The sequence below is a fragment of the Paracoccus caeni genome (assembly GCF_016629665.1).
Taxonomy (GTDB): Bacteria; Pseudomonadota; Alphaproteobacteria; order Rhodobacterales; family Rhodobacteraceae; genus Paracoccus; species Paracoccus caeni.
Genome location: NZ_JAEPRQ010000002.1, coordinates 193,707 through 218,067, shown reverse-complemented (window position 1 = coordinate 218,067; position 24,361 = coordinate 193,707). Strand labels below are relative to the sequence as shown.

24 protein-coding genes are annotated in these 24,361 nt (G+C 59.4%); 18 read left to right on the top strand and 6 right to left on the bottom strand.

Features of this window, described 5'->3' with window-relative positions; translation table 11 throughout:
* Positions 1-93 precede the first annotated feature (93 nt).
* From JJJ17_RS07870 to JJJ17_RS07810, 13 genes are all read left to right on the top strand, one after another.
* Positions 94-360 carry a hypothetical protein gene (locus JJJ17_RS07870; protein ID WP_200685195.1) on the top strand — a complete coding sequence of 89 codons (267 nt, stop codon included), beginning with the start codon at positions 94-96 and terminating at the stop codon, positions 358-360.
* 183 nt (positions 361-543) lie between these two features.
* Complete coding sequence (locus JJJ17_RS07865; RefSeq protein ID WP_200685193.1) at positions 544-999, top strand: lysozyme inhibitor LprI family protein; 456 nt, start codon at positions 544-546, stop codon at positions 997-999.
* Position 1,000: 1 nt separating this feature from the next.
* Complete coding sequence (locus JJJ17_RS07860; protein ID WP_200685191.1) at positions 1,001-2,605, top strand: carboxyl transferase domain-containing protein; 1,605 nt, start codon at positions 1,001-1,003, stop codon at positions 2,603-2,605.
* Between the two features lie 5 nt (positions 2,606-2,610).
* Positions 2,611-3,015: an ASCH domain-containing protein gene (locus tag JJJ17_RS07855; RefSeq protein ID WP_200685775.1), complete on the top strand. Its 405-nt coding sequence runs from the start codon at positions 2,611-2,613 to the stop codon at positions 3,013-3,015.
* Complete coding sequence (locus JJJ17_RS07850; RefSeq protein ID WP_200685189.1) at positions 3,012-3,443, top strand: hypothetical protein; 432 nt, start codon at positions 3,012-3,014, stop codon at positions 3,441-3,443. The genes JJJ17_RS07855 and JJJ17_RS07850 overlap by 4 nt, the downstream gene beginning before the upstream one ends.
* Positions 3,440-4,081, top strand: a complete 642-nt coding sequence (locus JJJ17_RS07845; protein ID WP_200685187.1) for an ankyrin repeat domain-containing protein — start codon at positions 3,440-3,442, stop codon at positions 4,079-4,081. The genes JJJ17_RS07850 and JJJ17_RS07845 overlap by 4 nt, the downstream gene beginning before the upstream one ends.
* On the top strand, positions 4,078-4,563 hold the full coding sequence (locus tag JJJ17_RS07840) for an O-acetyl-ADP-ribose deacetylase (protein WP_200685185.1): 486 nt from the start codon (positions 4,078-4,080) through the stop codon (positions 4,561-4,563). The genes JJJ17_RS07845 and JJJ17_RS07840 overlap by 4 nt, the downstream gene beginning before the upstream one ends.
* 79 nt (positions 4,564-4,642) lie before the next feature.
* Positions 4,643-6,580: an acetyl-CoA carboxylase biotin carboxylase subunit gene (locus JJJ17_RS07835; RefSeq protein ID WP_200685183.1), complete on the top strand. Its 1,938-nt coding sequence runs from the start codon at positions 4,643-4,645 to the stop codon at positions 6,578-6,580.
* Entirely contained in the window at positions 6,577-7,242 is a 666-nt protein-coding gene (locus JJJ17_RS07830) for a glutathione S-transferase family protein (protein ID WP_234463980.1), read from the top strand. The genes JJJ17_RS07835 and JJJ17_RS07830 overlap by 4 nt, the downstream gene beginning before the upstream one ends.
* Positions 7,243-7,258: 16 nt before the next feature.
* A complete protein-coding gene (locus JJJ17_RS07825; RefSeq protein WP_200685771.1) occupies positions 7,259-8,110 on the top strand; it encodes a hydroxymethylglutaryl-CoA lyase in 852 nt (283 codons plus the stop codon).
* A 5-nt stretch (positions 8,111-8,115) separates the two neighbouring features.
* A complete protein-coding gene (locus JJJ17_RS07820; protein WP_200685182.1) occupies positions 8,116-8,898 on the top strand; it encodes a crotonase/enoyl-CoA hydratase family protein in 783 nt (260 codons plus the stop codon).
* 405 nt (positions 8,899-9,303) lie between these two features.
* Complete coding sequence (locus JJJ17_RS07815; protein WP_200685180.1) at positions 9,304-10,872, top strand: argininosuccinate lyase; 1,569 nt, start codon at positions 9,304-9,306, stop codon at positions 10,870-10,872.
* 129 nt (positions 10,873-11,001) lie between these two features.
* Entirely contained in the window at positions 11,002-11,463 is a 462-nt protein-coding gene (locus JJJ17_RS07810) for an NADAR family protein (protein WP_325168795.1), read from the top strand.
* A gap of 2 nt (positions 11,464-11,465) precedes the next feature.
* Here the strand turns inward: JJJ17_RS07810 and JJJ17_RS07805 are convergent, their stop codons facing one another.
* Positions 11,466-12,497 carry a DUF2927 domain-containing protein gene (locus JJJ17_RS07805; RefSeq protein ID WP_234463979.1) on the bottom strand — a complete coding sequence of 344 codons (1,032 nt, stop codon included), beginning with the start codon at positions 12,495-12,497 and terminating at the stop codon, positions 11,466-11,468.
* 10 nt (positions 12,498-12,507) lie between these two features.
* Complete coding sequence (locus tag JJJ17_RS07800; RefSeq protein WP_200685178.1) at positions 12,508-13,683, bottom strand: toxic anion resistance protein; 1,176 nt, start codon at positions 13,681-13,683, stop codon at positions 12,508-12,510.
* Between the two features lie 324 nt (positions 13,684-14,007).
* Here JJJ17_RS07800 and JJJ17_RS07795 point away from each other — a divergent pair, with 324 nt between their 5' ends.
* The 4 genes from JJJ17_RS07795 (at position 14,008) to JJJ17_RS07780 (ending at position 20,658) form a co-directional block, all read left to right on the top strand.
* Positions 14,008-15,948 (top strand): calcium-binding protein, encoded by a 1,941-nt coding sequence (locus JJJ17_RS07795; protein WP_200685175.1) that lies wholly within the window; start codon positions 14,008-14,010, stop codon positions 15,946-15,948.
* 1,333 nt (positions 15,949-17,281) lie between these two features.
* Positions 17,282-18,733, top strand: coding sequence for a glycosyltransferase (locus tag JJJ17_RS07790; RefSeq protein ID WP_200685173.1), 1,452 nt, complete (start codon positions 17,282-17,284; stop codon positions 18,731-18,733).
* 74 nt (positions 18,734-18,807) lie between these two features.
* On the top strand, positions 18,808-19,773 hold the full coding sequence (locus JJJ17_RS07785) for a capsular polysaccharide export protein, LipB/KpsS family (RefSeq protein ID WP_200685171.1): 966 nt from the start codon (positions 18,808-18,810) through the stop codon (positions 19,771-19,773).
* Between the two features lie 72 nt (positions 19,774-19,845).
* The gene (locus JJJ17_RS07780; protein ID WP_234463978.1) at positions 19,846-20,658 is read left to right on the top strand and encodes a CatB-related O-acetyltransferase; all 813 of its coding nucleotides are present in this window, start codon (positions 19,846-19,848) and stop codon (positions 20,656-20,658) included.
* Between the two features lie 146 nt (positions 20,659-20,804).
* On the opposite strand, the gene JJJ17_RS07775 is transcribed toward JJJ17_RS07780, so the two are convergent.
* Together JJJ17_RS07775 and JJJ17_RS07770 are read right to left on the bottom strand one after the other, a co-directional pair.
* Positions 20,805-21,023 (bottom strand): hypothetical protein, encoded by a 219-nt coding sequence (locus JJJ17_RS07775; protein WP_200685168.1) that lies wholly within the window; start codon positions 21,021-21,023, stop codon positions 20,805-20,807.
* Positions 21,024-21,036: 13 nt separating this feature from the next.
* Positions 21,037-21,672, bottom strand: a complete 636-nt coding sequence (locus JJJ17_RS07770; protein WP_234463977.1) for a peptidoglycan recognition protein family protein — start codon at positions 21,670-21,672, stop codon at positions 21,037-21,039.
* Between the two features lie 248 nt (positions 21,673-21,920).
* Here JJJ17_RS07770 and JJJ17_RS07765 point away from each other — a divergent pair, with 248 nt between their 5' ends.
* Positions 21,921-22,106 (top strand): hypothetical protein, encoded by a 186-nt coding sequence (locus JJJ17_RS07765; RefSeq protein WP_200685166.1) that lies wholly within the window; start codon positions 21,921-21,923, stop codon positions 22,104-22,106.
* Between the two features lie 890 nt (positions 22,107-22,996).
* Here JJJ17_RS07765 and JJJ17_RS07760 read toward each other — a convergent pair.
* Complete coding sequence (locus JJJ17_RS07760) at positions 22,997-23,272, bottom strand: hypothetical protein (RefSeq protein WP_200685165.1); 276 nt, start codon at positions 23,270-23,272, stop codon at positions 22,997-22,999.
* 404 nt (positions 23,273-23,676) lie between these two features.
* Positions 23,677-24,360: a hypothetical protein gene (locus tag JJJ17_RS07755; protein ID WP_200685160.1), complete on the bottom strand. Its 684-nt coding sequence runs from the start codon at positions 24,358-24,360 to the stop codon at positions 23,677-23,679.
* Position 24,361: the final 1 nt, after the last annotated feature.

Genomic DNA, 24,361 nt, shown 5'->3' with positions numbered 1-24,361 from the left:
TTTGGGCAGAACGACAAGGCCTCACGCAGGTTGGTTCCGAAACACAAGGCCGAAGCTCATCGGAAATTGCGGCGTGTGGACAAGCAGGCGTTGATGGATGCCGAAACTGCTGCGGAATTGTTGCCGCTGGAGCTGCAGAAACCCGAATGGCGAAAATCGCCGGGAACAAGTTTGGGCGACCATGTTGAGGAGCGGTTGGAAGAACGTGCTTTGCTTGATGCAAATCCGGTCGCCAACTGGCCGGGTCGAGGGCGCTTGCATGGGCTGAAATATCCCGAGCGTTCCGAAACGCTTGCAGCACGCACCGTCGAAATTTTCGAAAGCGTTCGGCAGGCGCTCAAGATGAAAAGGGGAGAATGATGTTTCACCCTGATAACCATCGCTTTGCAGCGCTCGCCCCGTTTATCCGCGGCACGACAATTGCCCGGGCGATCATGCAGATCGGCGGGCACCTGCGAACCCCAAGGGTGGACAGCCACAGCCCGCCTGAGGGTCACCGGCTTTCGGGCCGGAACTCTACCTCCACAGAAGTAAGGATTAGCTATGCTTAAGTATCTCGCCATCACATTAGCCGTTCTGCCGCTGCCCGTCGTCGCGCAAGATCTCGCGGTCGATGAAGCCGCGGTGCAGCAATGCTTCGATGGCGCAACAGGCATAGACCCCGACTGCATCGGTCAGGCCGCAGATGCCTGCCAGACGGCGACGCCGGATGGCAGCACCACGGTCGGCATCTCCGAATGCCTGATGGCCGAAACGAAGGCATGGGACGGGATTCTGAACAGCCAATACAGCGCCACGCGTGAGCAATATTCCAGCGATGGCCTGCCAGAGAAACTACAGGCCGCGCAACGTGCATGGATCGCCTTCCGCGATGCTGATTGCGGCTTTGCCTATGACAAATTTGGCGGCGGCTCGATGCGGGGGATCGCTTCGGCCTCGTGCCAGCTCAACCATACAGCGCGACGGGCGCTGGAACTCAAGCAAATGCGGGAACCGTAAAATGAAACTCAAAAGCTCGGCTCTGACCAATTCCGACACGTTTCGCGCCAACCGCGAGGCTCATCTGGGCCTGCTCGACACCGCCCGACAGGCCGCCGAGGCGGTGCTGGCAGGCGGTGGCCCCAAAGCGATGGAGCGCCATACCAGCCGCGGCAAGATGCCGCCGCGCGAACGGGTGGCGAACCTTCTGGACCCCGGCTCGCCCTTCCTTGAGATCGGCGTGACGGCGGCGCATGGCATGTATGACGACGCGGCCCCCGGCGCAGGCGTGATCGCGGGGATCGGGCGGGTGCATGGGCTGGACGTGATGGTCGTGGCAAATGATGCCACCGTGAAGGGTGGCACCTATTACCCGATGACGGTGAAGAAACACCTTCGCGCGCAGGAAATCGCGATGGAGTGTCATCTGCCCTGCGTCTATCTGGTCGATAGCGGCGGCGCGAACCTGCCCAATCAGGACGAGGTGTTCCCCGACCGCGACCATTTCGGGCGCATCTTCTACAATCAGGCGCAGATGAGCGCCAAGGGCATCCCGCAGATCGCGGTGGTGATGGGCTCTTGCACGGCGGGCGGCGCCTATGTGCCCGCCATGTCCGATGTGACCATCATCGTACGCAATCAGGGCACGATCTTTCTGGCCGGCCCGCCGCTGGTCAAGGCCGCCACGGGCGAGATCGTCAGCGCCGAAGACCTTGGCGGCGGCGATGTCCATACCCGCCTGTCGGGCGTGGCCGATTATCTGGCCGAGGATGACGCCCATGCGCTGGCCGAGGCGCGCCGCGCCATTGCCAACCTGAACCGCCGCCTGCCGCAGACGGTGACATGGCAATCGCCCGAAGCCCCTGCCTATGACCCCGAAGAAATCCTTGGCGTCGTGCCTGCCGATCTTCGCACCCCCTATGACATCCGCGAAGTGATCGCCCGCACTGTCGATGGCTCTCGCTTCGACGAATTCAAGGCCCGCTTCGGCGAAACGCTGGTCACCGGCTTTGCCCATATCGAGGGCTGCCCGGTCGGCATCGTCGCCAATAACGGCGTGCTGTTTTCGGAATCTGCGCAGAAGGGCGCGCATTTCGTGGAATTGTGCAGCCAGCGCGGTATCCCGCTGATCTTCCTGCAAAACATCACCGGCTTCATGGTCGGTCGCAAATACGAAAACGAAGGCATCGCCCGGCATGGCGCAAAGATGGTGACGGCGGTTGCCACCACCAATGTGCCCAAGATCACCATGCTGGTCGGCGGCTCTTTCGGGGCGGGCAATTACGGCATGTCAGGCCGCGCCTATTCGCCGCGCTTCCTGTGGACATGGCCCAACAGCCGGATCTCGGTGATGGGCGGCGAGCAGGCGGCAGGCGTTCTGGCAACCGTCCGCCGCGACGGGATCGAACGCACCGGCGGCACCTGGTCCGCCGAGGAAGAGACGGAGTTCAAACGCCCCACCATCGAGATGTTCGAGCGTCAGTCCCACCCGCTCTACGCCTCGGCGCGGCTCTGGGATGACGGTATCATCGACCCGCGCAAGACCCGCGAAGTGCTGTCCCTGTCGCTCCGCGCCAGTCTCAATGCGCCGATCGAGCCGACCCGCTTCGGCCTCTTCAGGATGTGACGTTGATGGGTCTGGACCTCGCCCTTCGCTACCCGACAGCGATCCGCACCGGCTTTGGTGACAGTGCGGAACTGTCGGCACTGCTGCTGGATCTGATCCGCGCGGGCGGCAAGACGGCGACCTGTGGCGCCTTGCGCGACTATCAGGCCGAGGGAGAGCCGGTCCCGCAGCCGGGCGATCTGCGGATTGCCGAGGATTGGAACGGCGAACCGGCGCTGGTCTATGAGGTGACCGAGGTGACCATCCGCCGTTTCGCCGATGTCCCCGAAGATTTCGCACTGGCCGAGGGCGAGGGCAGCTTCGCCGACTGGCAACAGGGCCACCGCGATTTCTTCGCCCGCAATGGCGGTTTTTCGGACGATCTTGAACTGGTCTGCGAACGCTTCCGGCTGATCGAGGTGATCCAATGACCGATCAGCCACAGCGCCGGGGCGATGACATCGTCGGCTGGGAATGGGTTCGCACCGGACCGAACTTCGCGCTTGGCCACCCGCGGTCGCGCAGCTTCGGCGCGATCTGGTTCATCATCGGCTTCGTTGCGTTGCAGGGTCTGGTGGCCATCATTGGGCTGGTGGCACTGTTCTCGGCTGTCCCGGACATTTGGGTGCTTCTCCGGATGGTGCTTTTTGTCCTTCTTCTGGTCAACAACATCATCGGCCTCGTGGCGCTGATCGGGCGGCATCCTCTGGCATGGACGACGGTCTGGATCAGCCTTGCCATGGGCTTCCCGCTGACCCTGCCGCTGGTCATGTATTGGGCCGACGGAACCCGCCCGAACCTGATCTACCGCCACCGTTTCGAACGCCTGATCCGCACCTCGGACGAGGCCACACCATGATCCACTGGCTGGCCCCCCTTCTTCTCAGCGCAGGTGCCGTCATGGCCGATCCTCTCTCGCTGCTGAACGCCGCCGCCAAGGGCGATGCCGCCACCGTCGCCGCCGAGATCGCCGCAGGCACGCCCATCGACAGCCGCAGCAACAAGGGTGAAACCGCGCTGCTGCTAGCCACCCATGGCAACCATGTTGATGCCGCCCGCCTGCTGATCGATGCCGGCGCGGATGTGAACGCCAAGGACGATATCGACGACAGCCCCTATCTCTATGCCGGGGCACGCGGCCATGACGACATCCTGCGCCTGACGCTGACGCACGGTGCGGACCTGACAGCGACAAACCGCTTCGGCGGAACGGCTCTGATCCCGGCGGCGGAACGCGGCCATGTCGAAACTGTCCGCATCCTGATCGCGGAGGGGGTGGATGTGAACCATGTGAACCGCCTCGGCTGGACCGCGCTGATGGAGGCTGTGATCCTTGCCGATGGCGGCGAACGCCACCGCCAGATCGTCACCGACCTGCTGGCGGCAGGGGCCGATCCGAACATTCCAGACCATGACGGCATCACCGCGCTTCAGCACGCCGAACGTCTGGGGCAGCGGCAGATGGCCGCAACCCTGAGACAAGGGGGGGCGACATGATCCGGGTTTGGCAGGGCGACATCACCACGCTGAACGTCGATGCCATCGTCAACGCCGCCAATTCGTCGCTGCTGGGCGGGGGCGGTGTGGACGGCGCGATCCACCGCGCCGCGGGCCCGGAATTGCTGGCCGAATGCCGCAACATCGGCGGCTGCCCCACGGGCGAGGCGCGCATCACCAAAGGCTATGACCTGCAAGCCCGCCATGTCATCCATACCGTAGGCCCGGTCTGGCGCGGCGGCGATCAGGATGAGGATGGCCTGCTTGCCTCGGCCTATCGCAACAGCCTTGCACTGGCCCGCCAGCACGGCCTGACCACCATCGCCTTCCCGGCCATTTCGACCGGCATCTACGGCTTCCCGCCCGACCGCGCAGCGGGCATTGCCGTAAAAACCATTACCAACGAAGCGCCCGACCTTCAGATCACTTTGGTCGCCTTCGACGCCGACACTGCCCGCCTTCTGACAAAGGCGATCCAATGATGTCTTCTTCATCCAAATATCCCGCAGGGGTCCGGGGGCGCGAAGCCCCCGGCTGCTGCCGACCAGCGAGAGGCCAGCCATGTTCAACAAGATCCTGATCGCCAATCGTGGCGAAATCGCCTGCCGCGTCATCGATAGCTGCCGCCGCCTTGGGGTGGCGACGGTCGCGGTCTATTCCGACGCCGACCGCGCCGCCCGCCATGTCGCGATCGCCGATGAGGCCGTCCATCTGGGCGGCCCGGCCCCCGCCGACAGCTACCTTCGCGGCGACGCCATCATTGCCGCCGCCAAGGCCACGGGTGCCGAGGCGATCCATCCGGGTTATGGCTTCCTGTCCGAAAACCCCGATTTCGTCGATGCGGTTGAAGCGGCGGGTCTGGTCTTCATCGGCCCCTCGGCCAGCGCGATCCGGGCCATGGGGCTGAAGGACGCGGCCAAGGCGCTGATGGAAAAGGCAGGCGTGCCGGTGGTGCCGGGCTATCACGGCGACAATCAGGATGCCGGTTATCTGGCCCAGCAGGCTACTCAGATCGGCTATCCGGTCCTCATCAAGGCCGTTGCGGGCGGCGGCGGCAAGGGGATGCGCCGCGTCGATGATCCGAAAGATTTTAACGACGCGCTGGAATCCGCCCGATCCGAGGCGAAGAACGCTTTCGGCAACCCCGACGTGCTGATCGAGAAATACGTCCTGAAACCCCGCCATATCGAGGTGCAGGTCTTTGGCGACGGTCACCGCGCGGTTTACCTGTTCGAACGCGACTGCTCGTTGCAACGCCGCCACCAGAAGGTGATCGAGGAAGCCCCGGCCCCCGGCATGACCGAGGATATGCGCAAGATCATGGGCGCCGCCGCCACCCGTGCCGCCGAAGCTATTGGCTACAAGGGTGCGGGCACGATCGAATTCATCGTCGATGGCAGCGACGGGCTGAAACCCGACCGCTTCTGGTTCATGGAGATGAATACTCGCCTGCAGGTCGAACACCCGGTGACCGAGGCGATTACCGGTGTCGATCTGGTCGAATGGCAGCTTCGTGTGGCCAGTGGCGAGCCGCTGCCCGCGAAGCAGGAAGACCTGACCATCACCGGCCACTCTTTCGAGTCCCGCCTTTACGCCGAGGATGTCCCGGCGGGTTTCTTGCCTGCGACCGGCAGGCTTGCGCATCTGAACTTCCCCGATCACGCCCGGATCGAAACCGGCGTGCGGCAGGGCGATACGATCAGCCCGTGGTATGACCCGATGATCGCCAAGATCATCACCCACGGCGCCACCCGCGCCATTGCGCTGCGCGCGATGGAGGCGGCCTTGGTCGATACCGAAGTCGCGGGTTCGGTCACCAATCTCGATTTCCTCATCGCGCTGACCCGGCATGCGGGCTTCCGCAAGGGCGAGGTCGATACCGGCCTGATCGAGCGTGATCTGGATGCGCTGGTCGCCTCGTCCGAGGCCGAGGGCGCGGCGCGGGCCTTGGCGGTGATCGGGCTGGCGGGGCTTGCCGATCACACCGTTCGCGGGGGCATGACCCTATGGCAGCCGCTGCGGCGGACTGTGGCCTGGGAAGGCGGCGAGGCGCTGCTTGAGGTGCTGCGTCCCGGCGCGGCGCGGGTGACGCTGGACGGGGTTGCGCATGAGGTGCGCTGGCAGGGTGATCGCTGGTGGGTCGATGACGCGCTGCGCCGCAACCGGATCGTCACCCATGATGCGGGCGTCAGTGTCTTTGGCGGGCGGACCGTGCATCTGGTGCCGCTGGACCCCTTGGCCCGTGACAGCGGCGCAGGTGCGGGGGCGGCGCTGACGCTGTCGCCGATGCCGGGGCTGGTGAAATCGGTCCATGTCGAGGCCGGGCAGGTGGTCAAGGCGGGCGACCGTCTGGCGGTGCTGGAGGCGATGAAGATGGAACACAGCCTGACCGCCGCCCGCGATGGCGTGGTGGCCGAGGTGCTGGCAAAGGCCGGCGATCAGGTAGAGGCGGGCGCGCCGCTGATCCGGCTTGAGGAAGAAGAGGAAGCGGCTGCATGAGCGATATCCCGGTTCTCTGGCATGTGCCGCTGTCGCGTTCGATGCGGGTCTTGTGGCTGCTTCACGAAATCGGCGACCCGTTCGAAGTCAATGAATTGTCGATGTTCGATAAATCGATGCGCCAGCCGCCCTATAGCGACATTCACCCGGTCGGGCGGGTGCCTGCCTTGCAGATCGACGGTATGACGCTGCACGAATCCGGTGCCTGCGTCGAATATCTGTGCGAGACGCGGGCACCGACCCTGTGGCGCGCGCCAGGCGAGGAGGGGCGCGGACCCTGGCTCGACTGGCTGCATTTTGCCGAGACCTTGGGCCAGCACATTGCCAACCTGACCCAGCAGCATATCTTCCTGCGCGAGGATCACATGCGTTCGCCCATCGTCATGCGGCTGGAGGCGGCACGGTTGTCGCGGGCGTTATCGCTGGTGGAAAGCGCGGTCTCGGACCGGGAATGGCTGATGCGCAGCGGGTTTTCGGGCGTCGATTGCGCGGTGGGCTTTGCCGTCTGGATTTCGTCGCGCTTTGTCCGCTATGACGACCGCCCGGCGCTGGCCGCCTATCTGGCGCGCTGCGAGGCAAGGCCCGCCTTCCGTGCCTCGCTGCCCGCTGCCGATGCGAAGGTGATCTATTCCAAAGCGTTTTACGAGGCACTCAGTGACTAATCCTGTGACAGAACCCGTGCTTGAAGCGGTGGAAATCTTTGAAATGGGCCCGCGCGATGGGCTGCAGAACGAAAAGCGGCTGATCCCTGCCGGGGAAAAGATCGCGCTTGTCGATCTCTTGTCGCAAGCGGGTTTCCGGCGGATCGAGGTGACCAGCTTCGTGTCGCCCAAATGGGTGCCGCAGATGGCCGATGCCGCTGAGGTCATGGCCGGGATCAACCGCGTGCCCGGCATTTCCTATGCCGTGCTGACGCCCAATATGAAGGGCTATGAGGGCGCCAAGGCGGCCCGTGCCAGTGAGGTCGCGATCTTCGCAAGCGCCTCGGAAGGGTTCAGCAAGGCGAACCTGAACGCGACCATTGCCGAAAGTCTGGAACGGCTGGCCCCGGTGGCCGAGGCGGCTGCGGCCGACGGCATTCCGGTGCGCGGCTATGTCTCGGTGGTGACGGATTGCCCCTTCGACGGCCCGACGCCGCCCGCCAATGTCGCCCGGGTGGTGGCGGCCTTGCGGGATATGGGCTGCTACGAGATCAGCCTTGGCGACACCATCGGGCAGGGCCGTCCTGAAACCATCGATGCAATGCTGGCGGCGGTGTTGGAGGAAATGCCTGCCGGGCAGCTGGCCGGACATTATCACGACACCGCAGGCCGGGCGTTGCAGAATATCGATGCCAGTCTGGCCCGTGGTTTGCGGGTCTTTGACGCAGCGGTCGGCGGTCTTGGCGGCTGTCCCTATGCGCCGGGCGCGCAGGGCAATGTGGCGACCGAACTGGTCGCGCATCATCTGGATCAGCGCGGCTATCAGACCGGGTTGGACAGATCAGTGATCGAACAGGCGGCGCAGATGGCGCGCGCCATGCGGGGGTGAGTGCGATGTTTGAGACGATCAGGATCGAGACGGATGTGCGCGGCGTAGCGACCTTGTGGTTGGCGCGGGCGGAAAAGCACAATGCGCTGTCCCAGCAGATGATGGAGGAGTTGACCGAGGCCGCAGGTCAGCTTGGCCGTGATCCTGCGGTGCGGGTTGTGGTGCTGGCTGCCGAGGGTGCCAGCTTCTGCGCGGGCGGCGATCTGGGCTGGATGAAGTCGCAGATCGGTGCCGATGCCGAAACCCGCCGGGCGGGTGCCCGGGTTCTGGCACATATGCTGTTCGCGCTGAACACGCTGCCGAAGCCCTTGATCGGGCGGGTGCAGGGCAATGCCTTTGGTGGTGGCGTCGGCATGATGGCGGTTTGCGATATCGTCATCGCCGCCTCGGATGCGAAATTCGGTCTGACCGAGGTGAAACTGGGTCTGATCCCGGCGACCATCGGCCCCTATGTTCTGGCCCGCATGGGCGAGGACAAGGCGCGGCGCGTGTTCTTCTCGGCCCGGTTGTTCGGCGCGGAAGAGGCGGTGGCGCTGAACCTCGCGGCGCGGGCGGTTCCCTCGGGCGATCTGGCATCGGTGGTCGAGGAAGAGATCGCGCCGTTCCTTCTGGGCGCGCCGGGGGCGATTGCGGCGGCCAAGGCGCAATGCCGCGCGCTTGGGCCGAGGATCGATGAGCAGGTGATCGAGGAAAGCATCGACCGGCTGGTCGCGGCGTGGGAAGGCGATGAAGCGCCCGAGGGGATCGGGGCATTCTTTGAGAAACGGAAGCCGCGCTGGCAGGTCTAGTAAGGCTTGGCGATGGCGGGTGACGTTTGAAGCGGAGGGCAGTGCCCGACCGCGGGTGGGCACTGCGACAGTAGTTCTGCACAGTTTATGGTGCCGCCCCGTCGAACCTTTCTTTTGCGAGCGACCTCACCGAAGTGCCCGCCCGTCCGGGCGGTCGGGCACTGCCCGGCGTCGCCCAAGGGCGACTTGATTCCGGGCGGGCGCACTATCTTGAACCAGAGAATTCGGGGCTGGAGCCTTGAAGGAAGTTCTGTGTTTCGAGCCGTCGAAGGCGTGCGGTCAAAGCCAATCCCGGGCGTTATTTTGCCCAAAGGTTGAATGATAGCCCAAACATTCCCCTGGCCGTCGTGACAATGCTTCTCATCTCCCTATGCTGACGCCACGGCAACACAGGGAGGAATAACCATGAAAACTGAACCCGGTATCCGTCACAACGTGACCAGAATGCTCAGATATCTTGCCCTGGGTGGCGCGATGGCTTGCTATGCGAGCTTTGCCTCTGCGCAGGACGCCCCCGAACGCGACGCCTTTTTCTGGTTGGGCGAAATGAACAAGGCCACCGCCGTCATCAATTCCGAGGAAGGGCTGCTTGAGGCCGAGATGGTCCCCGGCATCGCGGCCGCCATCGCGCAGGTGATCGAAGAGGGTAATCAGCCCGATGCCGACCGTCCCTCGACCGTTATCACCTTTGAACCGCTGCTGATCGAGGCGGGCAGCATTGACGTGACATTGCTGCATGCGGGACGCTCCAGTCAGGACATGCACGCCACCTATCGCGCGGCGATCCTGCGCGACGGGCTCTTGTCGCTGGCGGATCAGTTGAATGCCACCGCGACCACGCTGGTCGATCTGGCCGAGCGGCACAAGGACACCATCGTCCCGAACTATACCAACGGCGTCGCGGCGCAGCCGAACAGCTTCGGCCATTACCTGCTGGGCCATGCGGCGGGCTTTTCCCGGGATGCGCAGCGCATTCGTGAAGCCTATGCCCGCATCGACCGCAGCGCCATGGGCACCACCGTTCTGAACGGCACAAGCTGGCCGCTGAACCGCGAGCGGATGTCGGATTATCTGGGCTTCGCCGGGCTGGTCGATAACGCCTATGACGCCTCGCAGATTTCCTCGATGGATCACCCGGTAGAGGTCGGTCAGGTCGTCACCTCGATCGCGCTGCATAGCGGCAATTTCGTCGAGGATATCATGACGCAATATGCCCAGACGAAGCCGTGGATCCTGCTCGAAGAGGGGGGCGAGAACACCTATGTCAGCAGCGCGATGCCGCAGAAACGCAATCCGGGGCTGCTGAACAACACCCGCAGCGATGCCTCGCAGACCATCGCGCTGGCCATGGGGCCGGTCTGGCAGACGCATAATATCACGCCGGGCATGCCAGATCCGAAGGGCGTGGGCGACAACTCGGCCATCGTCGATGCGGGGATCAATACGCTGGACCGGCTGGACAAGGTGCTGAAAGCGCTGGTGATCAACCCCGAGCGCGCGCTGGAAGAGCTGAACAGCGACTGGACCGCCTCGCAGGAGCTGGCCGATCTGCTGATGCGCGATCATGGACTGCCGTTCCGTGAAGGGCATCATTTCGCGTCCGAGATCGTGACCTATGCGCGGTCGAACGATCTGGGGCCGCTGGATTTCCCCTATGCAGAGGCGCAGCGGATCTATGCGGAGACGGTCGAGGGCACCGACCATCCGCAGGAATTGCCGCTGAGCGAGGAGCAATTCCGGGCGACGCTGGATCCGGTCGCGATCATCAAGGCGCGGGCCACGACGGGCGGGCCGCAACCGGCCGAGATGGACCGGATGATCGCAGCCGCGCGTGAAGATATCGCCGCGCAGGAGGCGTGGATCGGCGAAAGGCGGGCGCATATCGATGATGCGCTGGCAAAGCTGGATCAGGATTTTCAGGCGCTGCTGAATGGAGAAGCCGCGCCTGAGGGTGAGGAAGAGGCGAACCAGTAAGATTGGCCGCCCCCGGTGCGATGCGCCGGGGGCCTACATCTGCATTGACCGCTGTGTTATCGGTATTTTTACAACGGAGAAACGGCAGGGTTCGGAAACTTTGCGGAGCCGGTAAAGGGTGGAGGCCGCATTATATCCTTTCCTGAAGACACGATTTATTTTTACGCGCAGACCGATCCCTATGCGGAGTTCTCGAATTTCGCACCGTTCGGTGTCGAGATGGGTGGGCTGTGGTGGCGTAGCGTCGAGCATTATTTTCAGGCGCAGAAGTTTCACGATGCCGCTTATCGCGAGCGGATCCGGGTGGCGCTGCGACCCAAGGACGCCAAGGCGCTTGGCATGACCCGTCAGTTTCCTTTGCGCGCGGATTGGGAGCAGGTGAAGGACGCCGTCATGTTCGACGCCGTGCTGCGGAAGTTCATGACCCATCCGACGCTGACGGAAATGCTGCTGGAAACCCGAGATCGGGTGATCGTCGAGAATGCGCCGATGGACGCATATTGGGGCTGTGGGCCGGACGGGCAGGGGTTGAACCGGCTGGGCCAGATCCTGATGCAGGTGCGGGAACGCTTGCGCGAGGGGCGCGGCTGAGGTCAGGTCTGCTCGCCCAGAAGCTCGCCTGCGATCTGGCGGACGATCGGTGCTGCCTCTGCCTCGGTCATGCCGGGACGCAGGCGGCGGTCGTAGAGGATCTTCAGCAGCAATTCGTCATGCCGGGTCAGCAGCCCGAATTCCTCGTCATCGTTGAAGATCGACGGGCGGGCCTCGGGGCTGTCATTGGCAAGGCCCATGCCCTGCGCCAGTTCCTCGTGGAAGCACGAGCTGCGCAGCAGCGGTGGCAGTTCCGTCCGGATCAGCGCGACTGCGCGGGAATAGACCGGCGAGGCGCCTTGGGAATAGGCGAAGACGGTGCAGAAATTGTCGGGGACAAGATCGCGGATCAGCGCCACATCCTGCGCCGGGATGCCGGGGACCAGTTCCTGCAGGCGCGGGCCGATGGCGCGGCGTTCGTCGTCATTCAGGACCAGCACCACGAAATTGCCGCCGCTATCGGTCAGGCCGACCGGGTGGCCCGAGGCGGCAGAGAGGCGGTTGGCGAAATCCGCCACCTCAACCCGGACGCTGCGGCGGGTGGCCACATCGGTCGCGGTGCCGAATTCAAGCTGCATCCGCACCGGTTCCTGCCAGCGGCGCAGCGGCGCGGCTCCGCCACCCTGCACCATCTGGCCACCATCGCGCGCGTATTCGTCGCGCAAAGCGATGGCGAGGAAGTTGCGGGTCAGCATCTCGGCATCGATTGGCGCATCCTGCGGCACGCGGTCGCGGCGCAGCTTGGCATGTGCCAGAAGCTGCGCCTCGGCCTGCGCATAGAATTCCTGCTGGGCGATGGTGGTGACGCTGGCCCGGCTGACCGCATCCGCCGCCGCCGCATTGGCCGCGCGGTTACGCTCGGCGCGTGCCTTGCGAAGCTGCGCCTGTTCGGCGGCATCGTCATCGGGCGGCATTTCCGGGCGCGGGACCGGCGGGGCCGGGGCGATGGGCGGCGTGGTGGCGCATGCCGCCAGCGCAAGCAGCATCATCAGCGCCAGCGGGCGGAGGGGCAGGATTTGCGGCGCGCAGGTCATGGTCAGCACGTTACGCCGAGGCTGCGCCGGCGTCCTTTCGTTCGGCAGTGGCGCGCGCCAGAGTGTCGCGCAGATCGGCTTCCAATTTTTGCAGATCGCCTTCGGCGGCAGCACGACGGGCACGGCCTTCATCGGCGATGCGCAGGCTGTCCTCGATCGTGGCGATCAACTGGGCATTGGCGGATTTCACCGACTCGATGTCGAAGACGCCGCGTTCGGTCTGGGTGCGGATCTGGGCATTGGCCTGACGCAGATTGTCGGCATTCTTGGTCAGCAGATCATTGGTCAGATCGCTGGCTTCCTTGACCGCACGGGCAGCTTCGGTGCTGCGCTGGATGGTGACGGCCTGGGCAAGCTGGGTTTCCCAAAGCGGCACCGTGTTGACCAGCGTCGAATTGATCTTCGTCACCAGCGACTTGTCATTTTCCTGAACCAGCCGGATCGAGGGCAGCGACTGCATCGTCACCTGACGGGTCAGCTTCAGGTCATGCACCCGGCGTTCAAGATCGTCGCGGATCGCGCGGATGTCGCGCAGTTCCTGCGCCTGCATCACCTGCTGTTCCTCGGGGACGGCGCGCACCTTCGCCTCGATCTCGGGGATGGTGGTGGTGTCGAGTTCGACCAGCTTTTCTTCGCCCGCCGCGATGTAAAGCGCCAGTTCGTCATAGAATTTCAGCGTGTGATCATAAAGCGCGTCAAGCGACTTGATGTCTTTCAGCAGCGTATTCTCGTGCCGCTCAAGCTCGACCGTGATGCGGTCGATCTGGGTCTGGACCTGTTCGTAATTCGCGACGAATTTCGCGAAGGGTGCAGAGCGGCCCAACAGTTTTTCCCACCAGCTCCGGGTGCGGCGCATGTCCAGTTCCGAGGTCGAGAAGCCGCGGATCGTGGTGACAATCCCGCGCAGGCTTTCCCCGGCAGGCCCGACATCCTTGCTTTTCACATCGGCCAGCATCTTCTGACTGATTTCCTGCAAGCCGGATTGTGCCCGCGTGCCGAAACGCACGATAGAGCCGGAATCGGAAAGGTTGATCTCATCCATGCGCTTGCGGATCTCAAGGCTGGTCTGGGGATCGGCCTGCTGGATCGTCACCGGCTGGGATTCTGGCTCGGGCAGGACTGCAGATGTCACCTCCTCGATATCCTTCAAGGCGGCTTCAGCGCGGCGGCGGGTCTCGTCGGTCATCAATGGTCCTTTCCCCGTTATGCGGGATGGCAGACTTGTTGCGTTGCAGCATATGCGGAATCACACTGTGTTCAACGGAGTTGAAGACCGAAAGTTTCGCGCTCTTGCATAGCGGTCACATGCGGGACGGCGTGCTGCGGGTCTTTTGCCGGAAGAGGGGCAGAGGTGACCTAACGGCAGGTGTCGCGGTGCTGCGTGGCGGTGAAAGAATGACGCGACAAAACGCCGAACAAGGCCGCGTGGTTGATGGTTTGTGGACGGATCAGGGGGGACGGCGTAGGTAAGATGGAGTGTCATCTCGCATCGTTGAAGGAATTATGACCCATGCCTCAGCCGACGACCGATGAATTCATTATCAATACCACCTGGCCCTATGCAGGGTCGGGGCTCGCAGATGTCGCGACACTGACCAACGGGAATATTGTCGTAACATGGGCGGCTTACGATTACGACTACGTAAGCGTTTTCGGCAGGATCTACCAACCGGACGGAACGCCGATCGGTGACGACGACCTTATAATTCATGGCAGTAATATTTCAGAAGTAGAACTTCTGGCGCTGGATAATGGCGGCTTTGCGGTGGTCACATCTGAGGACAGCCTTTTTGACGACGATCAATCGATCCTGTTCACCTACACGTTCGATGCGGCGGGCAATGCACTTTCCGACCAGCAGGTCGAGCCTGGAGGTTGGCCTTTGACCTTTGGCGCGGAAATCGTTTCCCGTTCGGACGGGGGTTACTCGATCCTCTACACCGACGAACGATACACGATTGGCGAAGGGGACGGTGGTTTCGGTTTCAATAATTTCATCCGTCACTTTACGGCCGAGGGTGAGCCAATCGGCGGAAACAAGTATTTGAATCGGAGCTTTCCTGGGGATCAGAGCTTCCCCGAGGCGGCCAGATTGACGAACGGGAACAACGTCGCCCTTTGGACGGATAAGGCGTCCGATGGCAAAATCGTCACAAAAGGCGCCATCCTTGACGCTGACGGCGGGTTCGTAGGTGACGAATTCACCCTTCTTGAAGATGTCGCCGTCGCGGATGTCGGCGCATTGACCAACGGCAAGTTTGTCGTGTTGTGGGTGGACGAAGCACCGCGCACGGGTCCAGACCAGACCACCTATCTCTACGGGCAGGTGTTCGGGGAGGACGGTCGCGCCGAATCTACTAAGTTTCTGATCAATACGACATCTGCCGAATCTTTGGGTGATCCGAACGTCGCGGCTTTGCAAGGTGGTGGCTTCGTCGTGGTCTGGAATCAATGGTCCCAAGAACCTGATGATCGTTCCAAGGCGTTCGGACAGGCGTTCTCGGAATACGGGGTTCATGTCGACGGCAATTTTCTCATCGATCAGACACCTCCTAGCGCTCCTAAAGGTGGTAATTTTTCGGTGGAGGTGACGGGCACACATGATGGCGGCTTTTTTGTCAGCTATGAGTCAACGACAATTGACGAAAGAGGCTCGGCAATCGTTGGGCGCGTCTATTCAGGGCTGACCGCCGAAGAGGCCTCGCGCGGCGGGCCGACCCTTCCGACCGAGGGGGCCGATCTGATCGTTGGAAGAGCCCGCGACGAACAACTTTGGGGTCTTGGCGGCGATGATACGATTTTCGGCGCAGGTGGACGTGACCTTATCTGGGGCGGCAGCGGTGCCGATCGCATTCTCGGCGGTATCGGCAATGATGCAGTCCGCGGCGGCTTTGACAATGACACGATCTACGGTCAGGGCGGCGACGACCGGTTGTTCGGCGAGGCGGGTCATGATCTGATCGCGGGCGGTGGCGGCAAGGACGAAATCTTTGGCGGCATTGGCGATGATCGCCTGAGCGGCGATGATGGCGACGACCGGCTTTTCGGTGAGGCGGGGAATGATACGCTGGCTGGAGGCGTCGGCAATGACACCCTGACCGGCGGGCAGGACGCGGACCACCTGACCGGTGGCTACGGAGCCGATCTATTCGTGTTCAATTCGGCTTTTGAAACGAGGGTCTGGGGGCGCGATACGATTACCGATTTCCAGCAATCCCAGAACGACCGGATTGCCTTGCGGGCGATGGACGCCGATACCACGCTTCGCGGCGATCAGGCCTTCGATTTCATCGGCAGGGCGAAGTTTTCGGGCGATGCTGGCGAACTGCGCTTCGAGCATCGTGACGGGAACACACTGATCTCGGGTGATGTAAACGGTGACGGCAAGGCGGATTTCGCGATCCAGCTAATAGGCCGTATCGCGCTGGATCTGGATGACTTCATCCTGTGACATGGCTGCAGAGAATGCCGGATGCTCGGTCTGAGCGTCCGGTAACAAAAGCGTTGCACGCGGCCGTCCACGCGTTTCAATGAGCCCATGGCCGACGTAACACGCTGGCCTTGGGATGATTTTTGGGGTGATGGAGCGGGTGATGGGGTGCCGTAACCGTAACATTTCTCAATGAAAACAGGGCAGGGGTGTCCCGCGACCCATCCCGGCGTGTCTGTTTTATTTCAATGGGTTACGTTGAAGGTGTCCCACGCTGATAGTCAGTCCGGCTCATCAACAAGCTCCAGTGCCCCATCCGGCAAAGGCCGCTGCAACTCGGCCGCCGCGATCGCGCCCATCCACGCACCCCATTCCCCCGAATCGGTCAGGATCACCGGCGTCGCCTTATGCAAGAAGGGCCAGCGACGCTCGTAAACCTATCTTTAAAAGGGGATAGGCGAATCATTGCCAGTCGGGTTAGTTCGTTGGGCGGATAACCGCCTTCTTTGGGGGAACTATAAGAAACATGATCACGGACGAGGATGCGCTGCGGACCTACTTGCTCGATTTGCTGGTGGACGGGCAAGCTGAGATGCTTACCATTCCGGAAAAAAGACAGCAGGTGCAAGCTACCTATGAACTTATGGCTGAGCGGGCACACCCAGCAGTCGCATCAGTGCTGCGAGAAGCGGCGTGGATGGTGCGATACGGAAGAGGCACCTAATAGCAACTGGTGTCGGGAGCAGGAACCGCCTAATCGATACCACGCCGGACCAATGGGGCGCCGCCCAAATGGCGACTATTCTTTCGAGGCGCCGTTTGACCTCTCTGTCGTTTAGCTGATCAATGGGCTTGTCTTTTTCGGAAACATTGTTCCGGGTCATGCATCCGGCTGTGGTCGAGGTGTTGCGGAAAGCAGCGAGGAGAGCGAAAGGTAACTGGAACCCTAGGATCATCTAATGAAAACTAGCCAGGGGTTGACCCGTGCCGGGGCTCGATTCAAGTTTCACCTTCGCGTAAGGTTGACAGATCAAAAGTGGTAAGGGTCACCTTTAACTTTTTCATGGTTGACCTTTCTGACCGGCGTGTGGCCACATCCAGCCAGCGCTGCCGACATCTTCAATCAACGATTTGGCGACGGCATGATCCGAATCTGCTGGATCAATCCAGAAACATCGCAAGCACCAATAGCCACTTGAGTGGAGGTTACAGGTACAACTCCTTGTTACACACTAACTCCACCACTAGTAGGGTCCAAGCTTGCCCGGTAACGGGTATGGTCAGGGGCTAATCTAGTGTGTGCAACATACGCTACCCGACAATTTGTCTTTGATCGACCCGTTTAGGAAACCTGATGACTACAAACTCTAGCCACGGCATCTTCACCATCGGAATGCCAGTCGAGGACCGACCAGTTTTTAAAGACTGGGGGAAAAATTACGGAGCATCGTCTGTTTCGGTTGCTGACGCAAATCGCGACCTCTCAGACTACGCAGAAAGACACAAACAGTTCGACGTAAAAACTTTTGTAATTCAGGAAGCAACGCAACTAAAGGAAGTCGATCTAAGATACATCAGGGAAATTGGCGGGAGCATTGCGACAGCAGTTAGAAATGGAGATGGCTTCACTCTAAGTCAGCTAAATATTGATGTCGAGATTTTGAAAATTGAATCCAATGATGTGAAAAGCGAAGCCGAAGAAGGTGCGCAGACAGATATTGACTGCGATGATTTCTCATTCTTTGGTGACGGCTCTGAAAATGCAACAGGCGAAATTTCCGAAACCGTAATCACGCGCGATGAGATAAAAGTATCTGACATAACGATGATTGTCTGCGTGCGGGCGCACGACAAAAATCCATGGGTCTTGGATAGGCTTCGTATCATTCCTGATATATACACCAGCCTGCCGAATGTGTTAATCGTCGACTTTGGGTCCGAGCTGTCTTTTAGTGAAGAAATAGAGCAAATTTGCGGCAAAAATTCTTTTCAGTATCACTTTGTCAACGACAAGGACACCTTCTCAGCAGCTAAGGCGCGAAATATAGGAGCTTCTCTAGCGAAAACGGAGTTGATTTTCTTCTCTGATATAGATTTCTTTTTCCAATCAGATTTCTTTGAAAATGTAGCTAGGCATGCCTCAGATTTAGCGGCAAAATCAAATATTGATATGCTATTGATGTGCTCCGCTGTGCATGTGTCAGCACAAGAAACAAAAAAATACGTCAAATTAGCCACTCTCCAAGAGCGATCAACGCTGCTTTCTCAAGTTGGGCACAAATCTATTTATGAAAAATTCGGAAAGAGCGTGCAGTACGTTGCGCCTTACTCAAATGTATTTCTTATAAATAAAACGCTATTCTCGTTGAGCGGCGGATATGATGAAACCTTCAGGGGGCATGGTTCTGAGGACTTCGAGTTTATCACACGCCTAAATCTATACACTGGCCATTTTCCAATGCCAGAGAGAACAATTGATGACGTAGACGGCCCTCTGAAAGCCGACTTTTTTAAGGCAAAGAAGTATACTGGCTTTAGGGCACTGAACACGGCCATCGCTTTACCAGGGCAGATGTTGTCATTAAAGGCATTTCATCTGTATCATCCGACGCCAGAGGAATCGTGGAGGCAGAATAACGACTGGAAGAGGCGCAAGCTAAATGCCGTTGCTTCTAAATATATAGATACGCACGAGAGAGTTCTCGAGGTGGACTACCTTCCTAGAGAAAAAAAGCGCTTTGCATTTGCTTTCACAAAGATCACTGGGGGTATTTTGCTCCGCTTCGGTTGGCTGGGTACAAAATAATACCAATATATGACAACACTATTAAGACTCTATCTGAGGCGACGAAGATGATAAACTCTGGGGAGGTGGACGCTTTGGCGATTTACAACCCCTACATGCAAAGTCACAGAAGGTTTCAAGGTCTTTTCTATTTGGCAAAAAAGAGAGTGGAGACCATTGTAATAGAAAGAGGAGCCTTGCCTGGGACGATATACTATTCAGATGATGTCGCATACGGGACAGATAAGTATTCTGAAGAGTCTTTTTCTAACTATAAGATGTCGAGTGAAGATGAGGAAATTGCCAAGAGGTATATAGATAACCTGCGCCTTGGCGGTGAGGTGCTCGAAAGCGGGGCTAGCTACGCCTTTACATCTCGAAAGTATGAAGCGCTCAGCCATTTGGATCGGAAAATAGTATTTTTGCCGCTTCAAATGTCGGAAGACATGGCTGTGACGATGTTTCTTCGAGATTCTCAAGATTATGGAGAGTATGAGCGCTCCATCAATGCCGTAGCAGCATCAAATCCAGAGGCGCTGTTTATTATAAAGCCGCACCCTCTAACCAAAGGGGAAACTGACTTCCGGGGGAGTAATATAATTATAGCCGATCGCGAGGATAATATTCACGCATTAATCGAAATTTCAGATGCTACCATCTGTTATAATTCTGGTGTATCCTTATTGGCTATGGCTCATTACAAGCAGGTCGTTACAGTTGGTAATGCGTATTTCAATCGTGGCGGGGCTGGGCAGTACGCAAATAGCTTGAGCACTGCGGTAGCCATGGTTCTGCATGGCACGGCCAATGCCGTTAGTGAGGAGAATGTAGTTCGTTTGTACAGCTGGTTAGTAAATCAAATGTATTCTAGATTTAAAGCAAAAGATGATATAAGAGAATTTAGTCACAGGAAGGCGCATGGATACAAAGATATAATTGTGACACATCTAAACCTAAATGGGATGAGAATCAATTCTTCTAGGGCGCGAACGGATTCGAATGACATATTTGAGACTCTCGGGTTCTCTCTTATGAATTTTGGAAAAAGTCAATCGAAATAGCATAGCGAATATTGACGCCTTCACAGAAATTTTGTGAAGGCGTTTTCACAAGCGCACTGAGGAATTTGTCGAATGGACCAGCAGCTGGTTGAGGCTCTCACTAGAAAAAAAATAAGCTTTATGGGGGATCCGAGGAACACGAAATTTGGATTCGGATCATCACGGACAGAAATAGAATTGGAGCCTTTCGTACAGCTGCGTGGCGGCGAATTAGATATTAAGCGTATCGGTGCGTTTACTTATTTGGGCTGCAAGTTTTCACAGATTCGCCACGTTGAAAGTATTGGACGTTTTTGCTCGATTGCTGGAGGGTTGGTCGTTGGAATGGCTGAGCATCCTGTTGAAATGCTTAGCTCGCACTCAATGTTGCTTGGGCAATGGAATAAAACTTGGCCTGAACTGTTTACTGAATTTGGTTGGAGTGAAAGTCAAACCAATAAGGGCAGAAAGACCGGTTTTGCTCAGATTCAACGCCGATCCAAACGCGTTACCATAGGGAATGATGTCTGGATTGGTGAAGGTTGTTATATATCTCGGGGTGTTAAAATAGGCGATGGAGCTGTCATCGCGGCCCGTGCAACCGTAGTAAAGGATGTCCCGCCTTATGCGATTGTCGGAGGAACTCCTGCTCAAATAATTAGGTATAGATTTGACAGGGAGGTAATAAATGGCCTTATGGATATAAAGTGGTGGAACTATGGACCTGAAATAATTTCAGAGGCGGATTGGGGGAATCCGATTTCGTGCATAGAACATATGAAATTCAAAATTTCGTCAGGGGCGAAAATTTATTCTCCTGATTATGTGAGGGTGACGCCGCAGGGTGTGGTTGTTGACTGTTCGGGATCTAGTCTGAGCGAAAATATCAATGATTATAAAACATAGATCATTTTATTTAGTGCTCGGTGTTTCGCCCTGATCGCTAGACTAAGGGTTTTATGCGAGCCTATCAGGCGGCTAGGGCCGTCTGGCCCTAGCCTTTCAAATTATTTCCAAAGGTAGTAGATGCGCGCAACCTTTACCTCCGCCCCTCATTCCTTCGGCGCATTCACCCGATCCGGCACAAAATACCCGATCGCTATTGCCGCGACGAAGCCAACCAGCGCCGACATCCCCGGCCCCGCTAGGCTGGGCGCATAAGAGGCCATGACCTCCGCCCACGCCGTGCTGACAATCGAGCCAACACCCGAGCCGGTCAGCAGCTTGTTGGTCGGCAGTGCCGACAGTTGGTTTGCAAGTGTGGTTTTCATGGTCAAGCTCCTTTCAGGAAAGCGCGAACAGTTCGCAGCGGACCATCTCGCGCAGACGGTCGCCGACAGTGATGGGATCGGCCGGGCCGGACATGCCGGGCAGGACTGTGATGTCCCATTTGTTCTTCTGGGTGACGCCGAGGCTCGGCTGGATCTCGGCGTGCGACAGCACGGACCAGCGCGACAGCGGAATGTCATAGACACGGCAAAGAGGGGCCGTCTCGCGGACCAGTGCCGACAGCTGAACCGGTGTGATCGGTGCCTTGCCCCAGACGAAGGGGCGTTCCTTGGCGCCTGCCATCGCGCAGATCGATAGGCCAATGGCGCCGCTGTTTGCATTCAACGTGTGCGAGCGCGATGTGGTCGGATCGACCGGCCAGCGCACTTTGCCCGCGCCGTCGATCAGCGCGTGATAGGCCTTGAGATCGGTGGCGTTCGGCTCATGCCCGCCGCCGGTCCAGTGCCAATGGATTCGGGTGATCCCTGTCGGGTGGCGGAACGGCAGGCCTTTAGCCTTCTGCGCCGCCACAGCGGCGGCATAGGCGGCGCGGGTGCGCGGGCCGTCAATTCCATCAATCGGGCCGGGCCAGAAGCCCAAGGCGGCGCAGCGCGCTTGCTGCGCGCGCACCGCGTTCATCACGGCAGTCATCGGTATCTCCATGAAAAAAGCCCGCGCTAGGCGGGCCGGTGTGTTAGCGATAGCGGTGCGCGGTGGACTGGTTGATATATTAGTGTGAATGGCGCATGATGAGCGCCGTGATTCCTCGTTCGCATGGTTACCGCTTTGTGTGGTGACACTTCGTTCGAGAGACTCAGTTAGTGCCCGCTGTTACTTGCGAGAATTAGCGGTTTTACCACGTCCCACTGTTCCCGATTTCATTCTCTAGCGAGGAAACGATGAGGCATTCCAGCCAGTCCGAAATGATGCCGACGCTCAAGACTGACAGTGAACAAATCAAAGCGGTTCGGCTAAATATTAAACTGTGCAAACGCAAAATCCGCCTTGAAGAACAACGTCTGGGGATTCTGCGTCAGCGTCTCATTCAGCTGACTGCCGACGATGAGTCCCGTTCAGCAACCTGAAACCGGGCTTCGCTTTCATCTGATCCACCATAGCGTCAGAATTTGAAAGGCTGCCCAAATAGACAGGATGCTCGGATTTTCTTTGACCGACTCGTCAATCAGGACTAGTTCAAGGGTAATTCGCGAAGAGATGGGCAGACTGATCAGCCGCATGTGTGTGTTGGCTGCCGCATAAATGGTGTGGTGCGGCTGATCAGCGCCGATTTGACCGACGACTTGAGGTTGTCGGCACTATCGTGTCGGAGCCTTTAGCGCTGCATCACCTAACAAATATCCTGTCGAAAGCTGAGCAAGACAGCGCTATTCTACTGTCACCTTGGTGAGGCAAGGGGCCGGTCGCGACTGGAAGGAACCATACCGTCGCGACCGTGCCAGACTAGACATGCCGAACCGATTGGTTCATAAGTCCGTCGCGCTGCCGACACTGCCCGTGCCCCGGCGGCGCGCGGGGTCGGGAATCCCCTGAACTAGGTTGCAGTGTTGACGCCCGGCCCCACTTCTCCCTTGCCCTCATCCGTTTCGGACGGCAGTGTGCCGGACTTCCCGTCAGGGGATGGTCGCGGCGTGTTGGGAAACGGAAGGCGTCGCGACCAGAAAACCGTGTCCATTCCCCAAAACAGGTTAATATCCATATAGATAGGAAGACCGAGGCCGTTCGTTTGCCTATGGTCCACATGCGTCCGGGCATCGAGTGATTTGGTAACGAGTGCATGTCCGGGCGCATTGCCCAGAGAGAGGCTTGTGTAGGTTCGATCGCTATAGCGCGCGCCGCCTCACCAATTCCCTTGTAAATAGTCGTGGAATTAAGGATTTAGCCAAGGCGCTAATCTCAACTGCCTTTTGTGGTCGGCGTAGGGCCGGGTCTCCTCCGAAACGTTGACCCGGTCCTCTTACCTACCCCGACCAGGTGGCTGCGTTCGATCATCCCAATGCTGGATGTGACCGCGCCCGAGCAGGATCTTGATGTCGCGGTTTTGCTCGCGCATCATGTCGGTCAGATCCTCCAGCTTTTCACGGGTATCGACCCGCTCACGCTCGATCTGCTTTTCGAGACGGGCGATATCCTTGGAGTTGTTCCCCATCTTGGCCTCCATTCTGACGAGCCAGACGCCAAGCCCGACGAAGGCCATGATGATGGCCCAGAAATCCCGCAGCGCTTCCAGCATTCTGCCCCCGGTGGTTAGTGTTTCGGTGGCGCCGCGTCCGCCGCGCATGAAAATGCCCGCGCGAAGCGGGAGCCTGTCTCTTTCGTCAGGTTCAAACGAAAGCCGGAACCCGCAATGACTGCACACGTTTTGATCATGCCATCGCGGTTGCGCGGTATGTGAACGGTTCTGGGACGTCCCGTTTTCCCCTCGGCGATTACACGACGAAAGGGATGTCGACCCCGAGGCTCCGCTGTGCATATCCATGCACCAATCGCGCTGCCTCGCGGGTGTCTGTGATCGTCAGACTGGCGTTATACATCAGGGCGCTGTTGATCTGCTCCGGGTTTACATAGGACGGCATTTAGCCGCGCCCGAGGCGAGCCGGTCAATGGCAGTTTCGGGATTCATGGCGCTTCCTGCGATCAGATAGAAATGCCGTCCATTCCGGCGCTGACCTTCATCCGCTGATAGAGCGCCGCAAGCTCTGTGTCCGAAATCCGCCGCCGGATGATCGCCGCCGCCGCAATGTCGCACTGGCCGGGGAATGAGGTATGCGAACTGCCGATCTTCAGGGTGGCATGCGTGTTCATAACGCGGGTACCGCCGGGTATTGCCACGCTGTCGGTCGTCTCGTTGGTCAGGTCATCCACCCTGACATCGGCATTGTCGACGCGAAGTGCCCGGAACGCCCAGCCATCAGCGGCACCCGCCACGGTCGGTCCAACGATGGCCGTGCCCGCCGCGCCACCTTTCACCAGATTGCTGCTGGCGACGCCGTAGAGGCTCAGACCGGGATTGCCCGGGCTTGAGCCGCTGTAGTTGCCGAGAAACATACTGTTCTGCGCGCCGCGGAGTCGGCTGACCGTCACCAAGGTCATCGCCACACCTGTTTCCAGCACGGCGGTATCCACGAAATCTACCTGCCCAGTGCAACTGATATAGCCCGGTTCTTGATCCGGCGCGCCAACGATGCTCGGCTGCACCGCCCCCGGCACAAGGTTTCTGCCCATCTGGCCTGCGGTGAAGAAGTTCAGATACTCGAAGCCCGCGAATGGCATCGAAAACCCGACGCTGTTACGCGCGTCGGCCTGAATGATCAGATCCATA